Origin of the sequence: Bradyrhizobium sp. B117, from assembly GCF_038969555.1 — a bacterium.
GTDB lineage: Bacteria > Pseudomonadota > Alphaproteobacteria > Rhizobiales > Xanthobacteraceae > Bradyrhizobium.
In genome coordinates this window covers 8,712,048-8,729,769 of the sequence record NZ_CP152414.1, presented here as the reverse complement: position 1 = coordinate 8,729,769, position 17,722 = coordinate 8,712,048, and the positions used below count along the sequence as shown (strand labels likewise).

The window sequence follows — 17,722 nt, the reverse complement described above, 5'->3', positions numbered from 1 at the left end:
GCGTCATGGCCATCGTCACGGCGCCGACGAAAGCCTGCGCTGTCAACCCGCTGAAGATGAGTCAGCCGATCGGCGGCGCATTCGCCTTCATGGGGCTGCGCGGGGCGATGCCGCTTCTGCACGGCTCCCAGGGATGCACATCCTTCGGGCTCACGCTCTTCGTCCGGCATTTCAAAGAGGCAGTACCGCTGCAGACCACGGCGATGAGCGAGGTCGCGACCGTACTCGGCGGTTATGAGAATCTCGAGCAGGCGATACTGAACATCTACAACCGTACCAAGCCAAAGGTCATCGGTATCTGCTCGACCGGTGTCACCGAGACCAATGGCGACGATGTGGATGCCTACCTCAAGCTAATCCGCAACAAGCACCCGCCACTCGCAAAGTTGCCAATGGTGTATGTCTCGACGCCTGATTTCAAGGGCGCGTTTCAGGACGGGTGGGAGAAGGCTGTGGCACGCATTGTGGAGGTGCTGGTGGAAGGGCCCAGCGCCAATGGCCTGAGGGACCCATTGAAAGTGAATGTTCTGCCAGGATGTCACCTGACGCCCGGCGACATTGATGAACTCCGCGCCATAGTGGAGGATTTCGGCTTGTGCCCGTCCTTCCTCCCTGACCTGGCCGGATCGCTCGATGGGCATATCCCCGATGAGTATACGCCAACGACCACCGGCGGCATCGGCGTCGACGAAATTGCGAGCATGGGGCGCGCCGGATGGACGATTGCAATCGGGGCGCAGATGCAGCGTGCGGCAGAGGTCATGCAGGTCAAAACCGGCGTGCCTTTTCGTGTCTTCGAGCGGCTGTGTGGTCTCTGTCCGAGCGACGAATTCATGACCTTCCTGAGCGAGATCAGCGGCCGCCCCATACCCTTGAAATATCGGCGCCAGCGCGGTCAGCTCGCCGATGCAATGCTGGACGCACATTTCCATATTGGCGGTCGCAAAGTTGCTATCGGCGCTGAGCCAGATCTTCTGTTCGATCTGTCCGGCATGCTGCACGACATGGGCGCGCAGGTGACAGCGGTCGTGACGACCACTCAGTCGGAGGTGATCGAGCGGATCAAGACCAACGAGGTACTCATTGGCGATCTCGAGGATCTGGAAGGGCTTGCCAAAACACACCATTGCGACCTCTTGATCACGCATTCGCATGGCAGGCAAGCGGCGGCTCGGCTGAAATTGCCTTTCTATCGCACGGGTTTTCCGATGTTCGATCGACTTGGTGCGGGACATCAACTATCCGTGGGCTATCGTGGTACCCGCAATCTGATCTTTGAAATCGCCAACCTCGTGATCGCGCACCGCGAGGAAAACGATCGGCCTACGCCCGATAAGTGGCGGACTGCGTCCCGGCTGCCACTTTGCTCGGGCTATCGCAGCTCCACCGGCGCGGCTGCGGGGTCGATTGGATGAAGGTCGCGTTTGCCACTCAGGACCTGAAACGAGTCGACGCCCATTTTGGTTGGGCAAAGAATATCGCAATCTACGATGTCACGCCTGGAGGGCACGTGCTTCTCAAAGCGATCGAGTTTGAGGGCGATCTAAAGGAAGACGGCAACGACGACAAGTTGGCGCCGAAGATCGAGGCGATCAAGGATTGCGCAATCCTTTACGTCGCCGCCATTGGTGGTGCCGGGGCTGCGCGAGTGGTGGCCAACAAGATCCATCCTATCAAGGTGGACAAGCCAGAAAGCATTCTGGTGTTGCTCGAAAAACTCGAGCGCGTACTGAAGGGCACGCCACCTCCCTGGCTACGCAAGGCCATGGCAAAGGACCGAGGGCGTACGTTCGAGTTCGAAGAATGAGGTGATATGACCGCAAAAATCGAGCAACAGGGCAGCGCCGTCGACGCGCCGTTTCTCAAGGAGTTGATCAAGATTTGGCGTGCTCAGGATACCAACGGAGCCTGGGAGGCGAAGAGTGATCTTGACCTGCTCGAACCCTATATCCTGGACAAGCAGAAAAGGCGCGCATTGCCGATTATCGGTGATCCCGATTCCGATACACTGTGGCGGCTTAAGCTGTTCTTCGATGCGGTCGCGCTCTCGATCGAGAAGGAGACCGGCGGGATGATCCAGCCGATTCTGGATCTGCATCATGAAGGCTTCGGCCGCATGGTGCTCATCTCAGGTCGGCTGATCGCCGTGAACAAGCAGCTGCGCGACGTCCATCGCTTCGGATTTGATAATTTCGTAAAGCTCGCGCAGGAGGGCGACAAGTACGTCAGCGACGGAATCGACTTGATTCGGAAATTTCCGGACGTGGCAAACTATTGGGGATACTCATGAGCGATCGTGAAACATTGAAGGCGGAACTAAGGAAGGTGTCGGCGAAGGCGATACAGGCGAAGATGGATCTGCACGACCTTTCCGAAGAATTACCCATCAACTGGACCTCGATCATGCTGGTGGCGCAGAAGGCGTACGATGCCTATGCCGAACTTGAGCGGAAGGGCCTCGACTTGAAGGCGCTTGAAAAAACTTAAAGGGGCAACGCATGTCGTTTCAAACACGAGACGGACGCGACTGGACGCCACAATACCTGATCTCGATCGATGCCAAGAAGTGCATCGGCTGTGGTCGCTGTTTCAAAGTTTGCGGCCGTGATGTCATGACGTTGAAAGGAATCAGCGAGGATGGCGAATTTGTCAACCTCGATGACAACGACGATGAGATCGAAAAGAAGGTCATGGTTCTGAATGATCAAGGCGCCTGCATTGGCTGCGGTGCATGCGCCAGGGTTTGCCCGGCCAACTGCCAGACTCACACATCAGCTATACCTGAAGCGGCGTGAGTGAACACACTCGTCCTGTCGCGGCAGGCGAGATATAGGTGAGGAAAGGTGCAATTTTGATCAGGTGAACTCATGGTGAGAACCGCGCAAGGATCTCGATTGGTTGGGGCCAGCTATGTTATGCCGATACAACAGCCGCTGCTCACAAACCACTCCTCTTCAAGGTCTGCCTATTCGTGGAAGGCGAGTCGCGCCTCCCGCAGCGCTAGCCTGGTACCCATCTGCTGATAGGGAATCTGCGAGTCATCATCATTAGACGTCGGTCTCTGTGACGGATCGGCAGCCGGCGATCTTACGTGCGATTCTACCCACAGATCGCGGCTTGTCGCAGCGACATTTGTAGCTCACGCGCAGAGGTAGTCACGCCGAAGCGCAGGGTATTTTTGTCAGGTTGTGGTCAGCTAGGAATCCTATCCTAACAACAGAGCTTGCACGGCACGAGCTCAGTTGCGTGCAACTTTGCCGATAGGAGAGCGCTCTCATGTATGGCAGAAGCGTTGGCTCATCCAGCCAGTTTACAACCGGTAACCAAACTGACGATTCGTCAGAAGCGGGACATAGTCCCCGGTTTGCGGAAACAGTTGCAGGAATGGAGCGAGGTGGGACATCATCCGAACCAGCGGCGTCATAAGGGCGGCTACGCTCCGATAGACACCGCGCCTGATCTTCTTATCGGTAAGAAGCGCGAAGAAGCGCTCGACCTGATTGAGCCATGACGAACTGGTCGGGGTCAGGTGCACATGCCAACGCGGCCGTTTAGCCAGCCATTTCCGGATCAGCGGGGTCTTGTGGGTAGCGTAGTTATCCATGACGAGATGGACGTCGAGTTGGCGCGGCACAGCGGCCTCGATCTCGTCCAAGAACTTGCGGAACTCGGCGGCACGGTGCCGTCCGTAGCACTTGCCAATAACCCGTCCGGTCGCAATGTCGAGGGCGGCGAACAGCGATGTGGTGCCGTGCCTTTTGTAATCGTGGCTCCTTCGGGCCGGCTGGCCGGGACGCATCGGCAACATCGGCTGACTGCGGTCCAGCGCCTGGATTTGCGACTTTTCGTCTACACACAGAACGATGGCGTGTGCCGGCGGCGAGACGTAAAGGCCGACGACGTCGCGTACCTTGGCCACGAAGTTCGGATCGGTCGAGAGCTTGAATGTCTCCAGCCGGTGCGGCTGGAGCCCGAAGGCCCGCCAGATACGTTGCACCGTCGACACCGAAAGGCCGCTGGCCTTTGCCATGCCGCGGGAACTCCAATGAGTGGCATTCTCTGGGCAGCTTTCCAGCGTCCTCACGATCACGGCTTCGATGCGACCATCGTCAATGGTGCGCGGCGCCCCCGAGCGCGGCTCATCGTGCAGCCCGGCCACGCGCTGCTCCACAAACCGCCGCCGCCATTTGCCTACCGTTCCCCGCTCTAGGCCCAGCTTGGCCGCCACTTCCTTGTTCTGACCGCCTTCCGCGCAGGTCAGCACGATCCGGGCTCTCAGAGCCAGCGCCTGCGCCGTCTTTCGCCGCATTGTCAGCGACTGAAGCTCAGCACGCTCATCATCGCTCAATATCAGGGGGACAAGTCGCTGGGCCGCCATCATATCCTCCGTCGCTGTTGAAGCCGCCATCTCTGGCACAGCGACGCGAACCTAACGCGAATCTACGATTGCGAACTTGTGACTCGGGACACTAGCAGGCATGGAACCTCGTCTAGCGGATATGGGTTTTGTTCCCGTAGGTCGTAACCACTGGGCGCTTGATCCTCACCAGCGCCCCGATGTGTGGGCGAAGAACGAGAACGATGAGTGGCAGCGGGTAGGCAAGCCTACGAAGTATCTTTCCAAAGATGGGGGCAGTGATGTCGGTCCTCAGAGAAGCTACGAAACGGACTCATCGGACGATGACCCTTCATTTTACTTGGAGCGCGCTCTTAGGGAGATGCACATGGAGTAAATCCGCTGCAATAGCAGCAGCGGGCCTGAAATGACGAACATTTAACCGTTCTGTCCCGGGCTCAACGGTCTTGCTTCAAAGGGGCGCACGCTCGCTGCGTCGTCCCCGTCGGCTGAAACGGTCGTTCAATCTTTCTCCGAAGGCGCTTACGGAACTGCGGTGGGATGCGATCCGAGGGGCGTAACGGGGGGCTCCCTACGGAGTGACCATCAACGAGCAGCAACGATCAGCCACCGCAGGTAGCTATCCGGCAAATGGTGCAGAGGGCCTGGACCCGAAAGCTGCAGCTGCGCGGCCGCCATGGACACGGCAGCAAGTCCAAAATTGTCGAACTCATTGGTCTGGACTACGCGGGTAATTGGGTGAGCCAGCAATGGCTGGCTTGCGCGTTGGATTACCACAGACACTATCAGCCCGGCACTTGTACGGTTCTTGCAGGTTGCTTGCACAGCGACAATGAAAAGCGTCTTGCAATGAATGGGCGATAAATGAAGCCAAATCCCGTCTACGCGATCTGCAGCTTTAACGACATTCCGAGCCGCCAAGCTATGGGATTCCATCTTATGGCCGTGGATGATCGCGGAAATCACCGGCCGTGGTCCATCGTTGTGGTGCGCTGGGGCAAAAAGGTGCTTGGCTACACCAATAAATGCCCGCACAACGGCGTCAATTTGGACTGGGTGCGAAACGAATTCCTCGATCCATACGGTATCAGGCTGATGTGTGGCAAGCATGGTTCGACCTTCGAACTTGGCACCGGCCGGTGCGTCGAAGGTCCATGTCAAGGTAGGGCGCTCACCCCGATCGCCTTGGCAGTTCTGGATGGTGATATCTGCGTCGCTGGTGTTCATCTTGTCGAAGAGGATGCATCGGCCAACAACTGAAGATCACGCTCAGACCGGACGGTTCTCGTTGCGGTTTTTCACAGGCTCCATCCTCTTTAGCCCGTCGTCGTACGAGATCTCCTCACAGGACAGGTCGAGATCCCTTGCGGCATCGAGAAGGTAATCAAGCTTGCCGCCCGGATCGAGCTTCTTGATGTCGTCCTTGTTGAGCCCAACCAGGTCCATCATCTCCTTCCAGACCGTGGATTCATCGCACGGTAGGACGTGAAAGCTAATATCACCGATCTTCACTCGGTACTTCGCCAGTAAATCAATGTTGTTGCAGAACATGAAGTAGCGGCCGGTTGGGCTTAAGGCGCCGTCAAGGACGGTTGCGACGTCAGCAAGATAGGCGAAGGAATGCAGGTAGCCGGCCAGCACCGGAATAGTGCGTTCGCCGTCCTGCGCGATCGTCAACACCTGCTCAATCGAATAGTCTGGCGGTCGTTTCTCGTCCGCGACCTGATTCTGGAATTGTAGTGCCACGTCGCCGCGGAAGCCGAACCGGCCTGCCTTCGTAGTCCCGCCTTTGAGTACAGCATTGAGCAGGCGGCCCTCCTTCTCAAGTCTGCCGAGTGCGGTGTTCTCGATTGCAGTCATTAAATTCTTCCTCGATCTAAACTCTTCACCGACGCCTTGGCCGGTGCTAGATGCGATGCAAATTGCTTGCCGTCCCATGCGTAGCGGCCTTCGCCGTAACTTAAAAGAAAACGCGTCAGTGCCTGCCATCGGCTCACGGAGCCTTGTCGGAAACCCGACACCGGTTTCCAACACCAACAGTCGCGATTCAAAGAAGTGAGCATCATCAAGCGTCTGCGCGCTGGCACGTGACTTGCCCCTAGCAGCTAGATCCAAGATGATGAGGGAAAGCCGTGATCAACCTGACGCACAGCGCAGTGAACGCAATCAAGAGCGCGATTTCATCGTCGACGCACCCGACCGGCGGTCTGCGCGTCATGATCGAACCGGGCGGCTGCAATGGATTCAAATACAAGATGGGTCTGGTCGAAGAACCGAATCCTGACGACGCCGTGATCGAATGCGATGGGCTGAAGGTGTTCGTCGATAACAAGAGCCGTGAGCATCTGATCGGGACGACCATCGATTTCGTAATGGCACTGGAGGGTTCTGGCTTTACGTTTCACAACCCGAACGCCACCGCGAACTGCTCGTGCGGAAAATCGTTTGGCTGATGAAACAGATCGTTCAGCTGATGAGGAGGACATCGAAGCATGCCGGCCCAACCGGAACAACTGAGGCAATCGTCGCCCATTGCGACAGGCCGAGAGCGCCGCATTCGCGGCGCTATCGAAGAGATCCGACCCAATCTGAGACGCGATGATCGCGACTGTCACCTGATCGGGATCAATCGCAGTAGGGTCATGGTCAGGCTGTCCGCTGCGCGCACGTTGTGTAAGCTTTCGAGCGTGACGCTGAAAGGTATTCAGGCGCGGCTTGTCGATAAACGCGACGAATTGGGTCGCCTGATCCCCGTCGTGGCTGCAGGCGAGGTGGCGGATTGAGCGAAAATCCAATGCTGATCTACCTCGATAACAATGCAACGACTCGGACCGATCCATCCGTCGTGCAAGCCATGTTGCCGTTTTTCACCGAGAAGTTCGGAAATGCATCGTCCACGCATGCGTTTGGCAGCGAGGTCGCAGTTGCTGTGAGGCAGGCCCGGCGTAGCTTGCGTATCATGCTAGGGAACGCATGCGATCATGAGATCGTTTTTACCTCGGGAGGGACCGAGGCTAATAATGCCGCGATCCTCTCTGCGCTTGCGACACACGAAGACCGCGACGAGATTGTCACCACGTCAGTTGAGCACTCCGCCATTCTTGCGCTAACCGAGCAATTGGAGACAAGAGGAGTCAAGACGCACATCGTGCCCGTAGATTCCCGCGGCCGGCTCGACATCGAGGCGTTTCGCGGTGCACTCGGGCCACGCACAGCGATTGCCTCCGTTATGTGGGCCAACAACGAGACCGGAACGATGTTTCCCGTGGAGTTTCTGGCCGGGTTGGCCCGGGAGGCCGGCGCGCTGTTTCACACTGATGCGGTCCAGGCCATCGGTAAGGTGTGCGTGAACCTGAGGGACAGTGCGATCGACATGCTGTCGCTATCCGGGCACAAACTGCACGGCCCCAAGGGGACCGGCGCGCTATATCTGCGCAGAGGAACAAAATTCCGGCCGCTGATCTGCGGCGGATCACAGGAACGAGGGCGCCGAGGCGGGACTGAGAATATTCCCGGCATTGTCGGCCTGGGAAAAGCCGCCGAGCTTGCGGCGGAGCGGCTTGAACCCGAACGCGTTCGCATTGGCGCTTTGCGCGACCGTCTTGAACAGGGAATCTTGAAGAGTGGCGAGTGCGTTGTGCTCGGCGACACCGGCAATCGGTTAGCGAACACGACCAATATTGCCTTCGACAATCTCGAAGGCGAAGCCATCGCCCACCATCTCGATCGGGCAGGCATCGCTGTGTCGCTCGGATCCGCCTGCAACTCCGGCTCCATTCAGCCATCGCATGTTCTGCGTGCCATGCAGGTGCCGCACTGGCGGATGCACGGCGTCGTGCGCTTTTCCCTGTCGCGTGAAACCTCTGTCGCGGAGGTCGATGAGGTCGTGTGCGCAGTGTCCGACATCGTGGCTCGCCTGCGCGCCACCTCCCCCGTCGCAGTCAGGGAGTAGACCTCGTGAAAATCATGATCCGCCGGTCTCCGGACGCGGGCCTGTCGATCTACGTGCCAAAAAAGGATCTCGAAGAGCCAATCGTTGAATCGGAGTACGAGACGCTATGGGGCGGCTGGATCAAAGTAGCTAATGGCTGGGTGCTTGATCTGCCTGAGATGCCGAGCGGCACACCGTTACCGATCACAATTAACGCTAAAAAACGGTGCGGGAAGGGGGACGATCCGTGAAGGCGCCCCCACTGATCGACTTTGTCGATGGTGCCGATGCAAAGGCGAGCTCGTGGACATCGCTGCCGGGTTGAGGGCCGCGCGCGCCATTCCCTATCTCGGTCCTGGCCTCGCCGAATCGTGCAGATCCGATATGCCGACCACGCCAGAGGCGTTGGCCAGCTTCTTCGCGAGCGAGGTTACGCCGCCGCGGCGGGCTAGCGACAATGCGTGGGCGCAGCATATCGAGATCAGCAAACACCGTCCGCCATGACGGCATTGATGACGCAGGCCTTCGCTCGGCCAGTCGAGCCGACGCGTTTGCACCATCATCTTGCGTCCCTGTCCCTGCCCGTCGTAGTCGACCCGTGGTATGATGCCGCTATGCGGACGTGCTGGGTGAGTGCGATGGATAGGGCGAAGTGCAGGGTATCACCCGCATCGCCATTGACGAGAATTGCTGGTATCGCTTTTACGATTCATTTGGCCAAGAGGTCGTCAGTGCTGTGGCCGGCAGCTCGGCGACGGTGTTGTACAAGCCGCATGGCAGCGTGCAGCCGGCCAACAACTTCCTTATTTCCGACGCACACATGTCGAGGCGTTGACCGAAATCGACATTCAGACACCAATTCCGGACATCATCAAGGAAAGGCGCACACCGGACAGACCTTTTTCTTCATCGGCTGTCGCTTCAACGATCAGCCCTTGCGTAGGTATGCCCGGCAGATCATCAAGCGCTCGGCCGACACCCACTATCCGATCGTGGATCCCGGACGCGCTCTCTCGCAACGAGCTTCTCGAGCAAGGCCTTACACCGCTTGCGACCGGGCTCCCTTGCGCGGTTGAGATACTGATCACGCATTAGCGTCCTTGTGAAGCCCGAATCCCCCAGCTCGTGTCGAGTTATTTGCGAGGGCCGCAACGCGAGAAGATCCGTTCAGATGGAGCCGGGTTCCGGTGAGCTCAGCGCGAGAATGAATGCGCAAACCAGGAAGCGCTGCGTGAGAATGACGACGTATCTGTCGCACTGACAACAAGCGCATCATTGCATGTTCTTAAATGAGTCAGCGCCCATCGTTTCCGCCAATTCGTGGGCGTATGGCTGCAATTTCATCGTCTCCGCAATGGCATGCAAGTTGCTACCCAGCTTCTTGAGGCTGGCTCACGGATGGTCTTGGGGGCCGATGGTGCCTGAAGGGAAAAATGAAAATGAACGCGGTCGTGGGACGCGGAAAATATGTCAAAGCTGCAGTGGATGGCGGCAAGATGAAGTCCGCCGCCGAGCATAAGGGCTGCCGCGCTTCCGCCAACACCGGGCAGGCGAGCTGCGGCTCGCAGGCAGGGCAAGGCGATCTGCCGATCGAAATCTGGGAAAAGGTCAAGAACCATCCCTGCTACAGCGAAGAAGCGCATCATCATTACGCTCGCATGCATGTCGCGGTCGCGCCTGCCTGCAACATCCAGTGCAATTACTGCAATCGAAAATACGACTGCACCAATGAATCGCGTCCAGGTGTGGTAAGCGAGAAGCTCACGCCCGAGCAGGCGGTAAGAAAAGTGCTCGCGGTCGCGACCGCCATTCCGCAGATGACGGTCCTTGGCATCGCTGGTCCCGGCGACCCCCTGGCCAATCCGGCAAAGACGTTCAAGACCTTCGAGCTGGTCGCCAAGGCGGCTCCAGACATCAAGCTTTGTTTGTCAACCAACGGACTGGCTCTGCCGGACCATATTGATACCATCGCTAGGTCCAAAGTTGACCACGTCACCATCACTATCAACACGATCGATCCCGAAATCGGCGCCAAGATCTATCCGTGGATCTTCTTCAACCACAAGCGCTACACCGGCATCGACGCGGCAAGAATACTTACCGATCGCCAGCTGCAAGGCCTCGAGATGCTTAGCGAACGAGGTATCCTGTGCAAGGTCAACTCGGTGATGATCCCGAACATCAACGACCGCCACTTGGTCGAGGTCAACAAGGCGGTGAAGTCGCGCGGTGCCTTCCTTCACAATATCATGCCACTGATCTCCGCGCCCGAGCACGGCACCGTATTTGGCCTAAACGGTCAGCGCGGACCGACTGCGTGGGAATTGAAGGCGCTGCAAGATGCTTGTGAAGGGGAGATAAAAATGATGCGGCATTGCCGCCAGTGCCGCGCCGATGCGGTCGGTCTACTCGGGGAGGATCGCAGCGCAGAGTTCACCACCGATCAGGTCATGAAAATGGACGTCCAATATGACTTAGACATGCGCAAGGAATATCAGGGCAGGGTAGACCGTGAGCGTGCCGCCAAAGTCGCGGCCGGCCAAAAGGAGCTTGCCGAATGTGCCGGAGAGATGAGCGCGATCACTCTTCTAGTGGCCGTCGCAACCAAGGGCTCGGGGTTGATCAACGAGCACTTTGGGCATGCAAAGGAATTCCAGGTTTACGAACTCTCTACATCCGGCGCCAAATTCGTCGGCCACCGCCGCGTGGACGTTTACTGCCAGGGTGGTTATGGCGAGGAGAACAGGCTTTCCGCCATCATGGGGGGCATCCATGACTGCCATGCGGTCTTCGTGTCCAAGATCGGCGGCTGCCCGAAAAGCAAACTGATCGAGGCGGGGATCGAGCCCGTCGATCAATACGCCCATGAGTTCATTGAGAAGTCGGCGATCGCCTGGTTCAAATCCTATCTGGACAAGGTGAAACGCGGGGAGATCCAGCACGTGCAGCGCGGCGGCGCCGCGATCCGGCAAGGATCTGGGATCTCTGCAGCGTAAAGGGGGAATATGTGCCGTTCAAGATTGTCGCCTCGCAGTGTACGAGCTGCTCAGCCTGTGAACCCTTATGCCCGAACGATGCCATCTCCGAGAAGGGGGGGAGCTTCGTCATTGAAGCAGCGAAATGCACTGAATGTGTTGGCCATTTCGACGAGCCGCAATGTGTCGCCGCCTGTCCGGTCGACAACACCTGCGTGGTTGACACATCCTTGCCTCGCTACCAGGCGCCAGCTTAAAGCGTGAGGCCCATGAGTGGCATGCCAATAGCTGGTTCAGAAAGCGTCATTAGGTACGTGCTGCGCGTTGGCGGCGGCGCAGGCGCCGACGTTCGGTCCTCCATCACGGACGAGGACTGCGCTGGATTGCCGTGCGTTCGTGCTGTAGCTGGTCGGCAGCACGGCCTTGGCGGGCATTTCATTCCGCGCGGTGGTGCAAAGGCGGTTCGCGCTGCCGAGAGCGGCGTTCTCGCCAGGGCTGCCATCGTCGATGTAACTAGCGATGCCGCGCGATCATGAAATGATGCAGGATCTTGCCTGCGGTAGGCGCGGCGGCTCCCCGCATCTCCAAAGGAGCGAAGCATGAGGAGCGATACATGAACAGCATCGTTCGGGACAGCGACGTCGTCGAGCTCACCGAGCCGCCTGCCTTCAGCTTTGGCGAAAAGGTGCGAGCCAATCGCACCATCCGCAATGATGGCACCTATCGCGGCAAGGAGATTGGCGACGTTCTCGTCAAGAAGGGAGAGGTGGGTTACGTCGTATCGATCGGCACGTTTCTGCAGCAATTCTACATCTACGGCGTCGAATATCTGGAAGGCGGCTACCGGGTTGGCATGAAGCGCAGGGAACTGGAGCCGGTGGACACCTGCGTGGAGGTCGATGATCCGCCGTTGCCGGAGGAGTCATGACGCAGCGCGGCTTTCCAAAATATTGGCGTGGCGAGCGGGCCAAGACCGCAGTCGACCTCGTTAACGACCACTCATTTCCCGATACAGAGCCCGAGGGAGTCTTGCTCGCCGCCGGAGCGAGCGGAGAGATCATCAACGTCGCGATCAATACCGAAGCGAACGTGCCGATCCACGTTGTCGAGTTTGGTAAGCAGCTGCTCATCGGCTGTCTAAGGAAGAAATCACAGTGCTTTGAATGGAGGCGTTCGCCATGAATGCTGCGCTGATGAGAAAGATAAAAGTCGGGCTGGTGCCTCACCCCAACGAGCTCGATCGAAAACGGATCGAGCGCGGCTTGAGCTCACGCAGGCGCTATCTCTACGTCTCGCCGAACGTGACGCCGGTGAGGGGCGGCTACCTCGTCGAGAGCCCATGTTGCTCGCGCAACGTCAACAAGGATGGCGCTCTCATCGATGTCGCGCTGATTCTTTATGATACCGTGTGCGGGGTCTGGAAGCTGTTTCGCAAGAACCACGCGCGAGGAATCTGGGAATTTTACAGCCTTTGCCATCGGTTGACTTCTGCAATCGACGAATTGAACGCGGATCCGGAGCGTCTGTTTTGGCAATGAAGACCCGCCTTTTAGGAGTCAAAGAGGAGCCACGATGGCGCTCACCGCGGAGGAAGTGATCGAAATTGAGCGGCTGCTTGCAGCCGAGGGCGCCGAGATGGGTCCGTTTGTCGAGCTGCGCCGCCGCTTTCCGCAACTTGCTTGGGTGCGCTGTGATGCGTCGGATGTGGCGGATCAGCCGTTTCGGCAGTTTCCGCGTTTCGACCTTCATCTGATCGATGGATCGGACCACTGCGTGCAGATTACGGCCGATCCGACGCGGGCCACCGGCATCGTATTGGCCAAAAGGAATGTTGAGCGGTGAGCACTGCACTAGCAGAGTATCGGCTTGATGGCGCGCTCACTGTGGAGGAGAATACATCATTCATTCCACTGTCCGATCCTGATATCACCTTCGCCGAGCTCTCTGCCGTTGAAACGCTGCTGTGTTCGCCGCAAATCTCCAACGGGCGGACTACTGAGGCGTTTGAGCACGCTTTCGCCGCCTATCTTGGTCGCAAATATGCTGTTGCGGTCTCGAGTGGTACCATAGGGCTCCTCCTTACGCTGAGGGCGCTCGGCATTGGCCCCGGGCACGAGGTTATCGCCTCTCCCTACTCCTTTCGTGAGACCGCGCATGCCATCAGTCTCGCAGGCGCACGAGCGGTATTTGCAGATATCGACTATTGGTCGGGAGCATTAGTCCCAGCGAAGGCCGAAGAGCGCATCACGGCCAACACGCGGGCGATTGTCGCCGGCAATCCCAACGGTCATCCAGCGCCGTGGTCGGAGCTGCGCGCGGTCGCGCAGCGCCATCAGCTGCTGCTTTTGGAGGATTCCACCGAGGCGATCGGATCGAGCTACAAGGGTGAGCTCGTCGGCCGCTTTGGCGACACCGCGGTGTTCGACTTTGCTCAGCCGGTGGCCCTGACCTGTGGCGAAGGCGCAATGGTGGTGACCGACGATATCGACATCGCGCTCGGCTTGCGTCGCCATCGCGCCCATCGCGTGGACGAGCGCTCTTCCGTTGTCGTCGGTAGCACGGCACCTTATCAGGCTGGCATGAGCGATCTCACGGCTGCCTTGGGCCTAGCGCAGCTCAAACGTCTCGATGAAATCCTGGAGCGCCGTCGGTTCGTCGAGCAGCTCTATAACGCGCATATGCAATCATTTGAGGGCATCAAGCCGCCTTATGTTGGCCCTGATGTAACCGAGGTGAACTGGTTGCTTTATCTCGTTCATCTGGGGACGCACTTCACGCGATCGGGGCGCGACGCCATTATCGAAGATCTGCGCGGCGCGCAGATTGAATCCGCCGCCTATAGCCAACCGCTGCACTTGCAACGCCACTACTTTGACTTTGGCTATCGGCGTTGCGATTTCCTGGTTGCGGAAAAAATAGCAGATCGCGCTCTTGCGCTTCCGTTTCACACCCATCTCACGAACAAGCAGATCGAGTTTATCGTCGAGACCATGAAAGATGCGTCGATAAACGTGGGAGCGGGTGCCGCGATTTACTAAGATGATTGTCATCCACGACACGGAAGAACGAGGGTTGAAGTTGCGATGAGCGTCGTAGGTCTCATCGCAAGAGATGAGCAACGGACCGAGGATCGTTTTGTGGCAGCGTTGTCGGATACATCGTGCCGCACATGCCGGAAGCGTGCCGCATGCCGCTGGAGGTATGCACTCGACTTAAGACCGCAAGAGAAATGCTCCTAGCGAGCGCGAAGAAGACCTGCTCGATAGCAGAGAAGGCGGCGCGTCCAAGGCGCGGCTTGAGAGCCTACGCGTCAAGCGCCCAAAGCCAAGCACATCAAAGTCGAGAGTCTCCGCTCAGGATCTTTAGAGTTACCAAAACGGGGGATCGGTATGAACTCGCAACAAGTCGTCATCCACGTCCGCTTCGCTCCGAACGGAAGGGTGATCCAAATCAGCGAGCGTCCGGCGAAGCTCACGCCGAACCAGTGGTTTGACGTCCTCAACACCCGTGCCAGCTCCGCCTATCGAGCGCTCGCTCGTGGTCGTGGGATTTTTCAACTGAGCCGAACTGCGATCGAAGCCTTCAAGCAGGAAACTGCGAGGCCGGGATGAGCGAACCTATAATCGATAACCTGGTGAGCGGTCAGATCGAGGTTTTTGTCGTCTGTCCGGCCGATGCCATCGAGCGGAGTGGGGCCATGAGCTTTAGCCTGTCGCGGATTGACGATAGGGGCGAGAGCCGGCCGTTTCCGATTATTGTGGTGCGCACCTTCGGCAATGACTATTTTGGTTACGTGAATCGTTGTCCGCATGAGAGCGTCTGGCTGAACATCGGCTCCGGTACGTTTTTCTCGACGGACCGCTCCTTTCTTAGATGCGGCCGGCACGGAGCGAGATTCGAGATCGACACTGGGATGTGCATCGACGGCCCCTGTGACGGACAATCGCTTGAGCTGGTAGCGCTCGCCGTGATCGAAGGTGACGTCTGCCTGTGCGGCGTCAAGCTGCTGGAGGACGATCGGTTTGCCGACCCCTTCGGGGACAGCGACGAGACCATGGATATTACGATCCATCCGGACTAACGGGCCTATCGCTTTGTTGTGCTCTAGTCACGTGAATCTAAAGTTCGCCACATAAAGTCTGCTGGGCTTTGTGGCAGAAGCGTTTGACGGAAGCCAAAATCTGGTCTGCGGACTTGGTCCATTTGAAGGGCTTGGGATTTTTGTTGTGCAGGTCGATGAAGGTACGGATGTCGGCCTCGAGCTGCCTGACGGAGGTGTGAACACCTCGCTGGATCTGCTTTCGGGTGAGCTCAGCGAACCAGTGATTGATCCATGACGCGGAAGTCGGCGTGAAGTGGACATGATAATGCGGCCGACGGGCGAGCCACGCTTTGATCTTGGGTGTTTTGTGAGTGGCGTAGTTGTCCATGACGATATGGACATCGATCCCTTCAGGGACTTGAGCGTCGATCTCTTTGAGGAACTTCAAGAACTCGACTGCCCGGTGGCGCTTGTAGCATTTGCCGATGACGAATCCAGAGGCGACATCGAGCGCGGCAAACAGCGAGGTCGTACCATGCCGCACATAGCTGTGCGTGCGCCGTTCCGGTACGCCCGGCATCATCGGCAGGACCGGCTGCTCGCGATCCAGGGCCTGGATCTGGCTTTTCTCATCGACACTGAGGACAAGGGCTCGGTTCGGTGGGGAAAGGTAAAGGCCGACGATATCGCGGACCTTGTCGACGAACAGCGGGTCGCTCGACAGCTTGAATGTCTGGCTGCGGTGCGGCTGCAGGCCGAACGCCGTCCACATTCGGCGGATCGTGGTGTGGGAAAAGCCAGTTTCCGCAGCCATTGAGCGGATCGACCAGTGCGTCGCGTCGGGTGGCGTTGTACGCAATGTCCGCTCAATTACCTCAGCAACCTGATCGTCGTTGATGGTTCGAGGGCGGCCCGGGCGGGCCTCGTCAAGCAGGCCATCACAGCGATCCTTCAAAAATCGGCGGCGCCACTTGCCGACGGTGTGTTCGTGGAGGCCGAGTTCGACAGCCACAGACTTGCTTGGCAAGCCATCCGCACACCGCAGGATCGCGCGGCAGCGCTCAGATAGCGATCGGGCAACGCGATGACGACGAACTTGTCTCTCCAAGTACGCCCGCTCCGGCGGACTAAGCACCAACGGCGCGATCGGCCGGCCTCGCTCACCTGCATTCGCCACAAGCTCTCTCCTCTGTAGAGATTCGAGCTATCAACTAATGTGACGAGCTTGCGTTCCAGATGACTAGCTGCCTGAGGCGCTTTGCCCTCGAATGAGGCCATTGTACTCGTGAGCGTTGGTAGACGCGAGTCACAGCTTTCGATTGGGTGAGACAAAACGGCCACCTCGTCGGATTGCGAACTTGCACTCCGCGACCTCCGCAGCACCAACAAGCTGCTCTTGCGCTGGCTCGTCAAATCGAGGCCGGCAGGCGGGACCCGCTTCCTATCGCCGTCGATATGTTTGAGGGGAAATGCCCTCGGCGGCTGGAAGTTCGCCGAGGGCATCGTCTGGGCTTGGAAAATGGCGGGACCCAGACTGACAGGATCGTTTGGGGGATGAGGAACGACGATCCTGTGTCAGAAGGCCGGCCGGTGCAGCTGGCGTTGTTGCCTGCGCTGCAACTGCCATGCCAAACCGCGGTTCGTGCGACGCTCTTAGCGATTGGCGACACCATCGTCGGTTAGGACCGGTTAGGAGCAAATGCATTCATTTGCACGTGCATGTTGTTCCGCATTCTCCACTGCAAGCGCATCTTGACCGGCCGTATGAAAGCGTGATCCCAATGTGTTGCGGTTTAGCGGTGCTGCCGATCGGAATTGCGACCGGCCTGGTCTGCAGCCTCAAAGGTGACTCGGTGATCATCCCTGCCTCGTTGGGCTCTCGCGGCAGCTCTATAGATGGGCAGCGGCGCGACGCAGCGTCAAGCTTCAGGGCGAAAAAGATGCTGTGGGCTCGCGCCAGTCAATGCGGCCAGCCGATCACCCATGGCAGAACACGGCGCTCGATTCTCCGCACGATTTTCGAGCTCCTCGCTAGGCGACTTGACGGTCATGAAGATCGCTGCTCATTCCAAGATTTGATAGCGCAGAGCTGGAAAAATAACCGAGCTTCTCGGTTATTCTGCGTACAAATTGCAGAACGGTGAAGCGGGAGGTCAAACGCAGTGCGAGGTTTGTCGTGTCCGAGACAGTAGCGAACGACCTTGTCGCAACTTTCGCAATCATTATGAGTCGCGCAAAGCAAGGTTCGTTGCAGAAACGAACGTTACGCTTCTGGTGCGCAACTTGCTTTACAGAAGTTGGATGGTGAGCAAGTGATGCGGGAGCAGAAAGATCGTGATGAGAGCAGAAGAGGTTGAAGTTGATCGAGGAGGTTGCTCTGGACGCGAAGATATCTATCGCTGATCTTCAGCGACGAC

General features: G+C 58.1%; 23 protein-coding genes and 1 pseudogene. 20 read left to right on the top strand and 4 right to left on the bottom strand.

Annotated elements, in window-relative coordinates:
• Positions 1-5 precede the first annotated feature (5 nt).
• From nifN to fdxB, 5 genes are read left to right on the top strand one after another with little or no spacing between them, the layout of a single operon-like run.
• Positions 6-1,415 (top strand): nitrogenase iron-molybdenum cofactor biosynthesis protein NifN, encoded by a 1,410-nt coding sequence (gene nifN, locus AAFG16_RS41575; RefSeq protein ID WP_092218310.1) that lies wholly within the window; start codon positions 6-8, stop codon positions 1,413-1,415.
• Positions 1,412-1,807 (top strand): nitrogen fixation protein NifX, encoded by a 396-nt coding sequence (nifX, locus tag AAFG16_RS41570; protein WP_271609068.1) that lies wholly within the window; start codon positions 1,412-1,414, stop codon positions 1,805-1,807. Before nifN ends, nifX begins: the two co-directional genes overlap by 4 nt.
• A gap of 6 nt (positions 1,808-1,813) precedes the next feature.
• Positions 1,814-2,290 carry a NifX-associated nitrogen fixation protein gene (locus tag AAFG16_RS41565; protein WP_092218308.1) on the top strand — a complete coding sequence of 159 codons (477 nt, stop codon included), beginning with the start codon at positions 1,814-1,816 and terminating at the stop codon, positions 2,288-2,290.
• Entirely contained in the window at positions 2,287-2,487 is a 201-nt protein-coding gene (locus tag AAFG16_RS41560) for a CCE_0567 family metalloprotein (protein WP_092218307.1), read from the top strand. Before AAFG16_RS41565 ends, AAFG16_RS41560 begins: the two co-directional genes overlap by 4 nt.
• 11 nt (positions 2,488-2,498) lie before the next feature.
• A complete protein-coding gene (gene fdxB / locus AAFG16_RS41555; protein WP_092218306.1) occupies positions 2,499-2,795 on the top strand; it encodes a ferredoxin III, nif-specific in 297 nt (98 codons plus the stop codon).
• Between the two features lie 638 nt (positions 2,796-3,433).
• Here fdxB and AAFG16_RS41550 read toward each other — a convergent pair.
• Positions 3,434-4,378 (bottom strand): annotated as a pseudogene (locus AAFG16_RS41550) (IS630 family transposase); the annotation flags it as partial.
• 843 nt (positions 4,379-5,221) lie between these two features.
• Between AAFG16_RS41550 and AAFG16_RS41545 the strand changes: the two are divergent.
• Positions 5,222-5,617 (top strand): Rieske 2Fe-2S domain-containing protein, encoded by a 396-nt coding sequence (locus AAFG16_RS41545; RefSeq protein ID WP_092218305.1) that lies wholly within the window; start codon positions 5,222-5,224, stop codon positions 5,615-5,617.
• A 9-nt stretch (positions 5,618-5,626) separates the two neighbouring features.
• Here the strand turns inward: AAFG16_RS41545 and AAFG16_RS41540 are convergent, their stop codons facing one another.
• Positions 5,627-6,217, bottom strand: a complete 591-nt coding sequence (locus AAFG16_RS41540; RefSeq protein WP_092218304.1) for a hypothetical protein — start codon at positions 6,215-6,217, stop codon at positions 5,627-5,629.
• 272 nt (positions 6,218-6,489) lie between these two features.
• On the opposite strand from AAFG16_RS41540, the gene AAFG16_RS41535 reads away from it, so the two are divergent.
• The 5 genes from AAFG16_RS41535 to AAFG16_RS41515 all read left to right on the top strand — a co-directional run bounded on the left by AAFG16_RS41535 (position 6,490) and on the right by AAFG16_RS41515 (position 9,123).
• Complete coding sequence (locus AAFG16_RS41535) at positions 6,490-6,810, top strand: iron-sulfur cluster assembly accessory protein (protein ID WP_092218303.1); 321 nt, start codon at positions 6,490-6,492, stop codon at positions 6,808-6,810.
• A 39-nt stretch (positions 6,811-6,849) separates the two neighbouring features.
• Positions 6,850-7,140 carry a NifU family protein gene (locus tag AAFG16_RS41530; protein WP_092218302.1) on the top strand — a complete coding sequence of 97 codons (291 nt, stop codon included), beginning with the start codon at positions 6,850-6,852 and terminating at the stop codon, positions 7,138-7,140.
• Complete coding sequence (nifS, locus tag AAFG16_RS41525; protein WP_342734641.1) at positions 7,137-8,309, top strand: cysteine desulfurase NifS; 1,173 nt, start codon at positions 7,137-7,139, stop codon at positions 8,307-8,309. Before AAFG16_RS41530 ends, nifS begins: the two co-directional genes overlap by 4 nt.
• A gap of 5 nt (positions 8,310-8,314) precedes the next feature.
• A complete protein-coding gene (gene nifT, locus AAFG16_RS41520) occupies positions 8,315-8,539 on the top strand; it encodes a putative nitrogen fixation protein NifT (protein ID WP_271609066.1) in 225 nt (74 codons plus the stop codon).
• Between the two features lie 401 nt (positions 8,540-8,940).
• Entirely contained in the window at positions 8,941-9,123 is a 183-nt protein-coding gene (locus tag AAFG16_RS41515; RefSeq protein WP_244553901.1) for a hypothetical protein, read from the top strand.
• 13 nt (positions 9,124-9,136) lie between these two features.
• Here AAFG16_RS41515 and AAFG16_RS41510 read toward each other — a convergent pair whose 3' ends face one another.
• Positions 9,137-9,271 carry a hypothetical protein gene (locus AAFG16_RS41510; RefSeq protein WP_271609065.1) on the bottom strand — a complete coding sequence of 45 codons (135 nt, stop codon included), beginning with the start codon at positions 9,269-9,271 and terminating at the stop codon, positions 9,137-9,139.
• A gap of 456 nt (positions 9,272-9,727) precedes the next feature.
• Between AAFG16_RS41510 and nifB the strand changes: the two genes are divergently transcribed.
• The 9 genes from nifB (at position 9,728) to AAFG16_RS41465 (ending at position 15,344) form a co-directional block, all read left to right on the top strand.
• A complete protein-coding gene (gene nifB / locus AAFG16_RS41505; RefSeq protein WP_271609064.1) occupies positions 9,728-11,284 on the top strand; it encodes a nitrogenase cofactor biosynthesis protein NifB in 1,557 nt (518 codons plus the stop codon).
• Positions 11,285-11,295: 11 nt separating this feature from the next.
• On the top strand, positions 11,296-11,520 hold the full coding sequence (locus AAFG16_RS41500; protein ID WP_035730299.1) for a 4Fe-4S binding protein: 225 nt from the start codon (positions 11,296-11,298) through the stop codon (positions 11,518-11,520).
• Between the two features lie 356 nt (positions 11,521-11,876).
• Positions 11,877-12,191 carry a nitrogen fixation protein NifZ gene (locus AAFG16_RS41495; protein ID WP_271609063.1) on the top strand — a complete coding sequence of 105 codons (315 nt, stop codon included), beginning with the start codon at positions 11,877-11,879 and terminating at the stop codon, positions 12,189-12,191.
• Positions 12,188-12,445: a nitrogen fixation protein NifZ gene (locus AAFG16_RS41490; protein ID WP_271609062.1), complete on the top strand. Its 258-nt coding sequence runs from the start codon at positions 12,188-12,190 to the stop codon at positions 12,443-12,445. The genes AAFG16_RS41495 and AAFG16_RS41490 overlap by 4 nt, the downstream gene beginning before the upstream one ends.
• Positions 12,442-12,801: a DUF3024 domain-containing protein gene (locus AAFG16_RS41485; RefSeq protein ID WP_271609061.1), complete on the top strand. Its 360-nt coding sequence runs from the start codon at positions 12,442-12,444 to the stop codon at positions 12,799-12,801. The genes AAFG16_RS41490 and AAFG16_RS41485 overlap by 4 nt, the downstream gene beginning before the upstream one ends.
• A 34-nt stretch (positions 12,802-12,835) precedes the next feature.
• Complete coding sequence (locus tag AAFG16_RS41480; protein WP_027563341.1) at positions 12,836-13,105, top strand: DUF6129 family protein; 270 nt, start codon at positions 12,836-12,838, stop codon at positions 13,103-13,105.
• A gap of 41 nt (positions 13,106-13,146) precedes the next feature.
• Entirely contained in the window at positions 13,147-14,301 is a 1,155-nt protein-coding gene (locus AAFG16_RS41475; protein ID WP_342741067.1) for a DegT/DnrJ/EryC1/StrS family aminotransferase, read from the top strand.
• Positions 14,302-14,652: 351 nt separating this feature from the next.
• Positions 14,653-14,874: a hypothetical protein gene (locus tag AAFG16_RS41470; protein WP_271609059.1), complete on the top strand. Its 222-nt coding sequence runs from the start codon at positions 14,653-14,655 to the stop codon at positions 14,872-14,874.
• 20 nt (positions 14,875-14,894) lie between these two features.
• Entirely contained in the window at positions 14,895-15,344 is a 450-nt protein-coding gene (locus AAFG16_RS41465; protein ID WP_271609093.1) for a Rieske 2Fe-2S domain-containing protein, read from the top strand.
• 37 nt (positions 15,345-15,381) lie between these two features.
• Here the strand turns inward: AAFG16_RS41465 and AAFG16_RS41460 are convergent, their stop codons facing one another.
• Complete coding sequence (locus tag AAFG16_RS41460; RefSeq protein ID WP_342734634.1) at positions 15,382-16,482, bottom strand: IS630 family transposase; 1,101 nt, start codon at positions 16,480-16,482, stop codon at positions 15,382-15,384.
• Positions 16,483-17,722 lie beyond the last annotated feature (1,240 nt).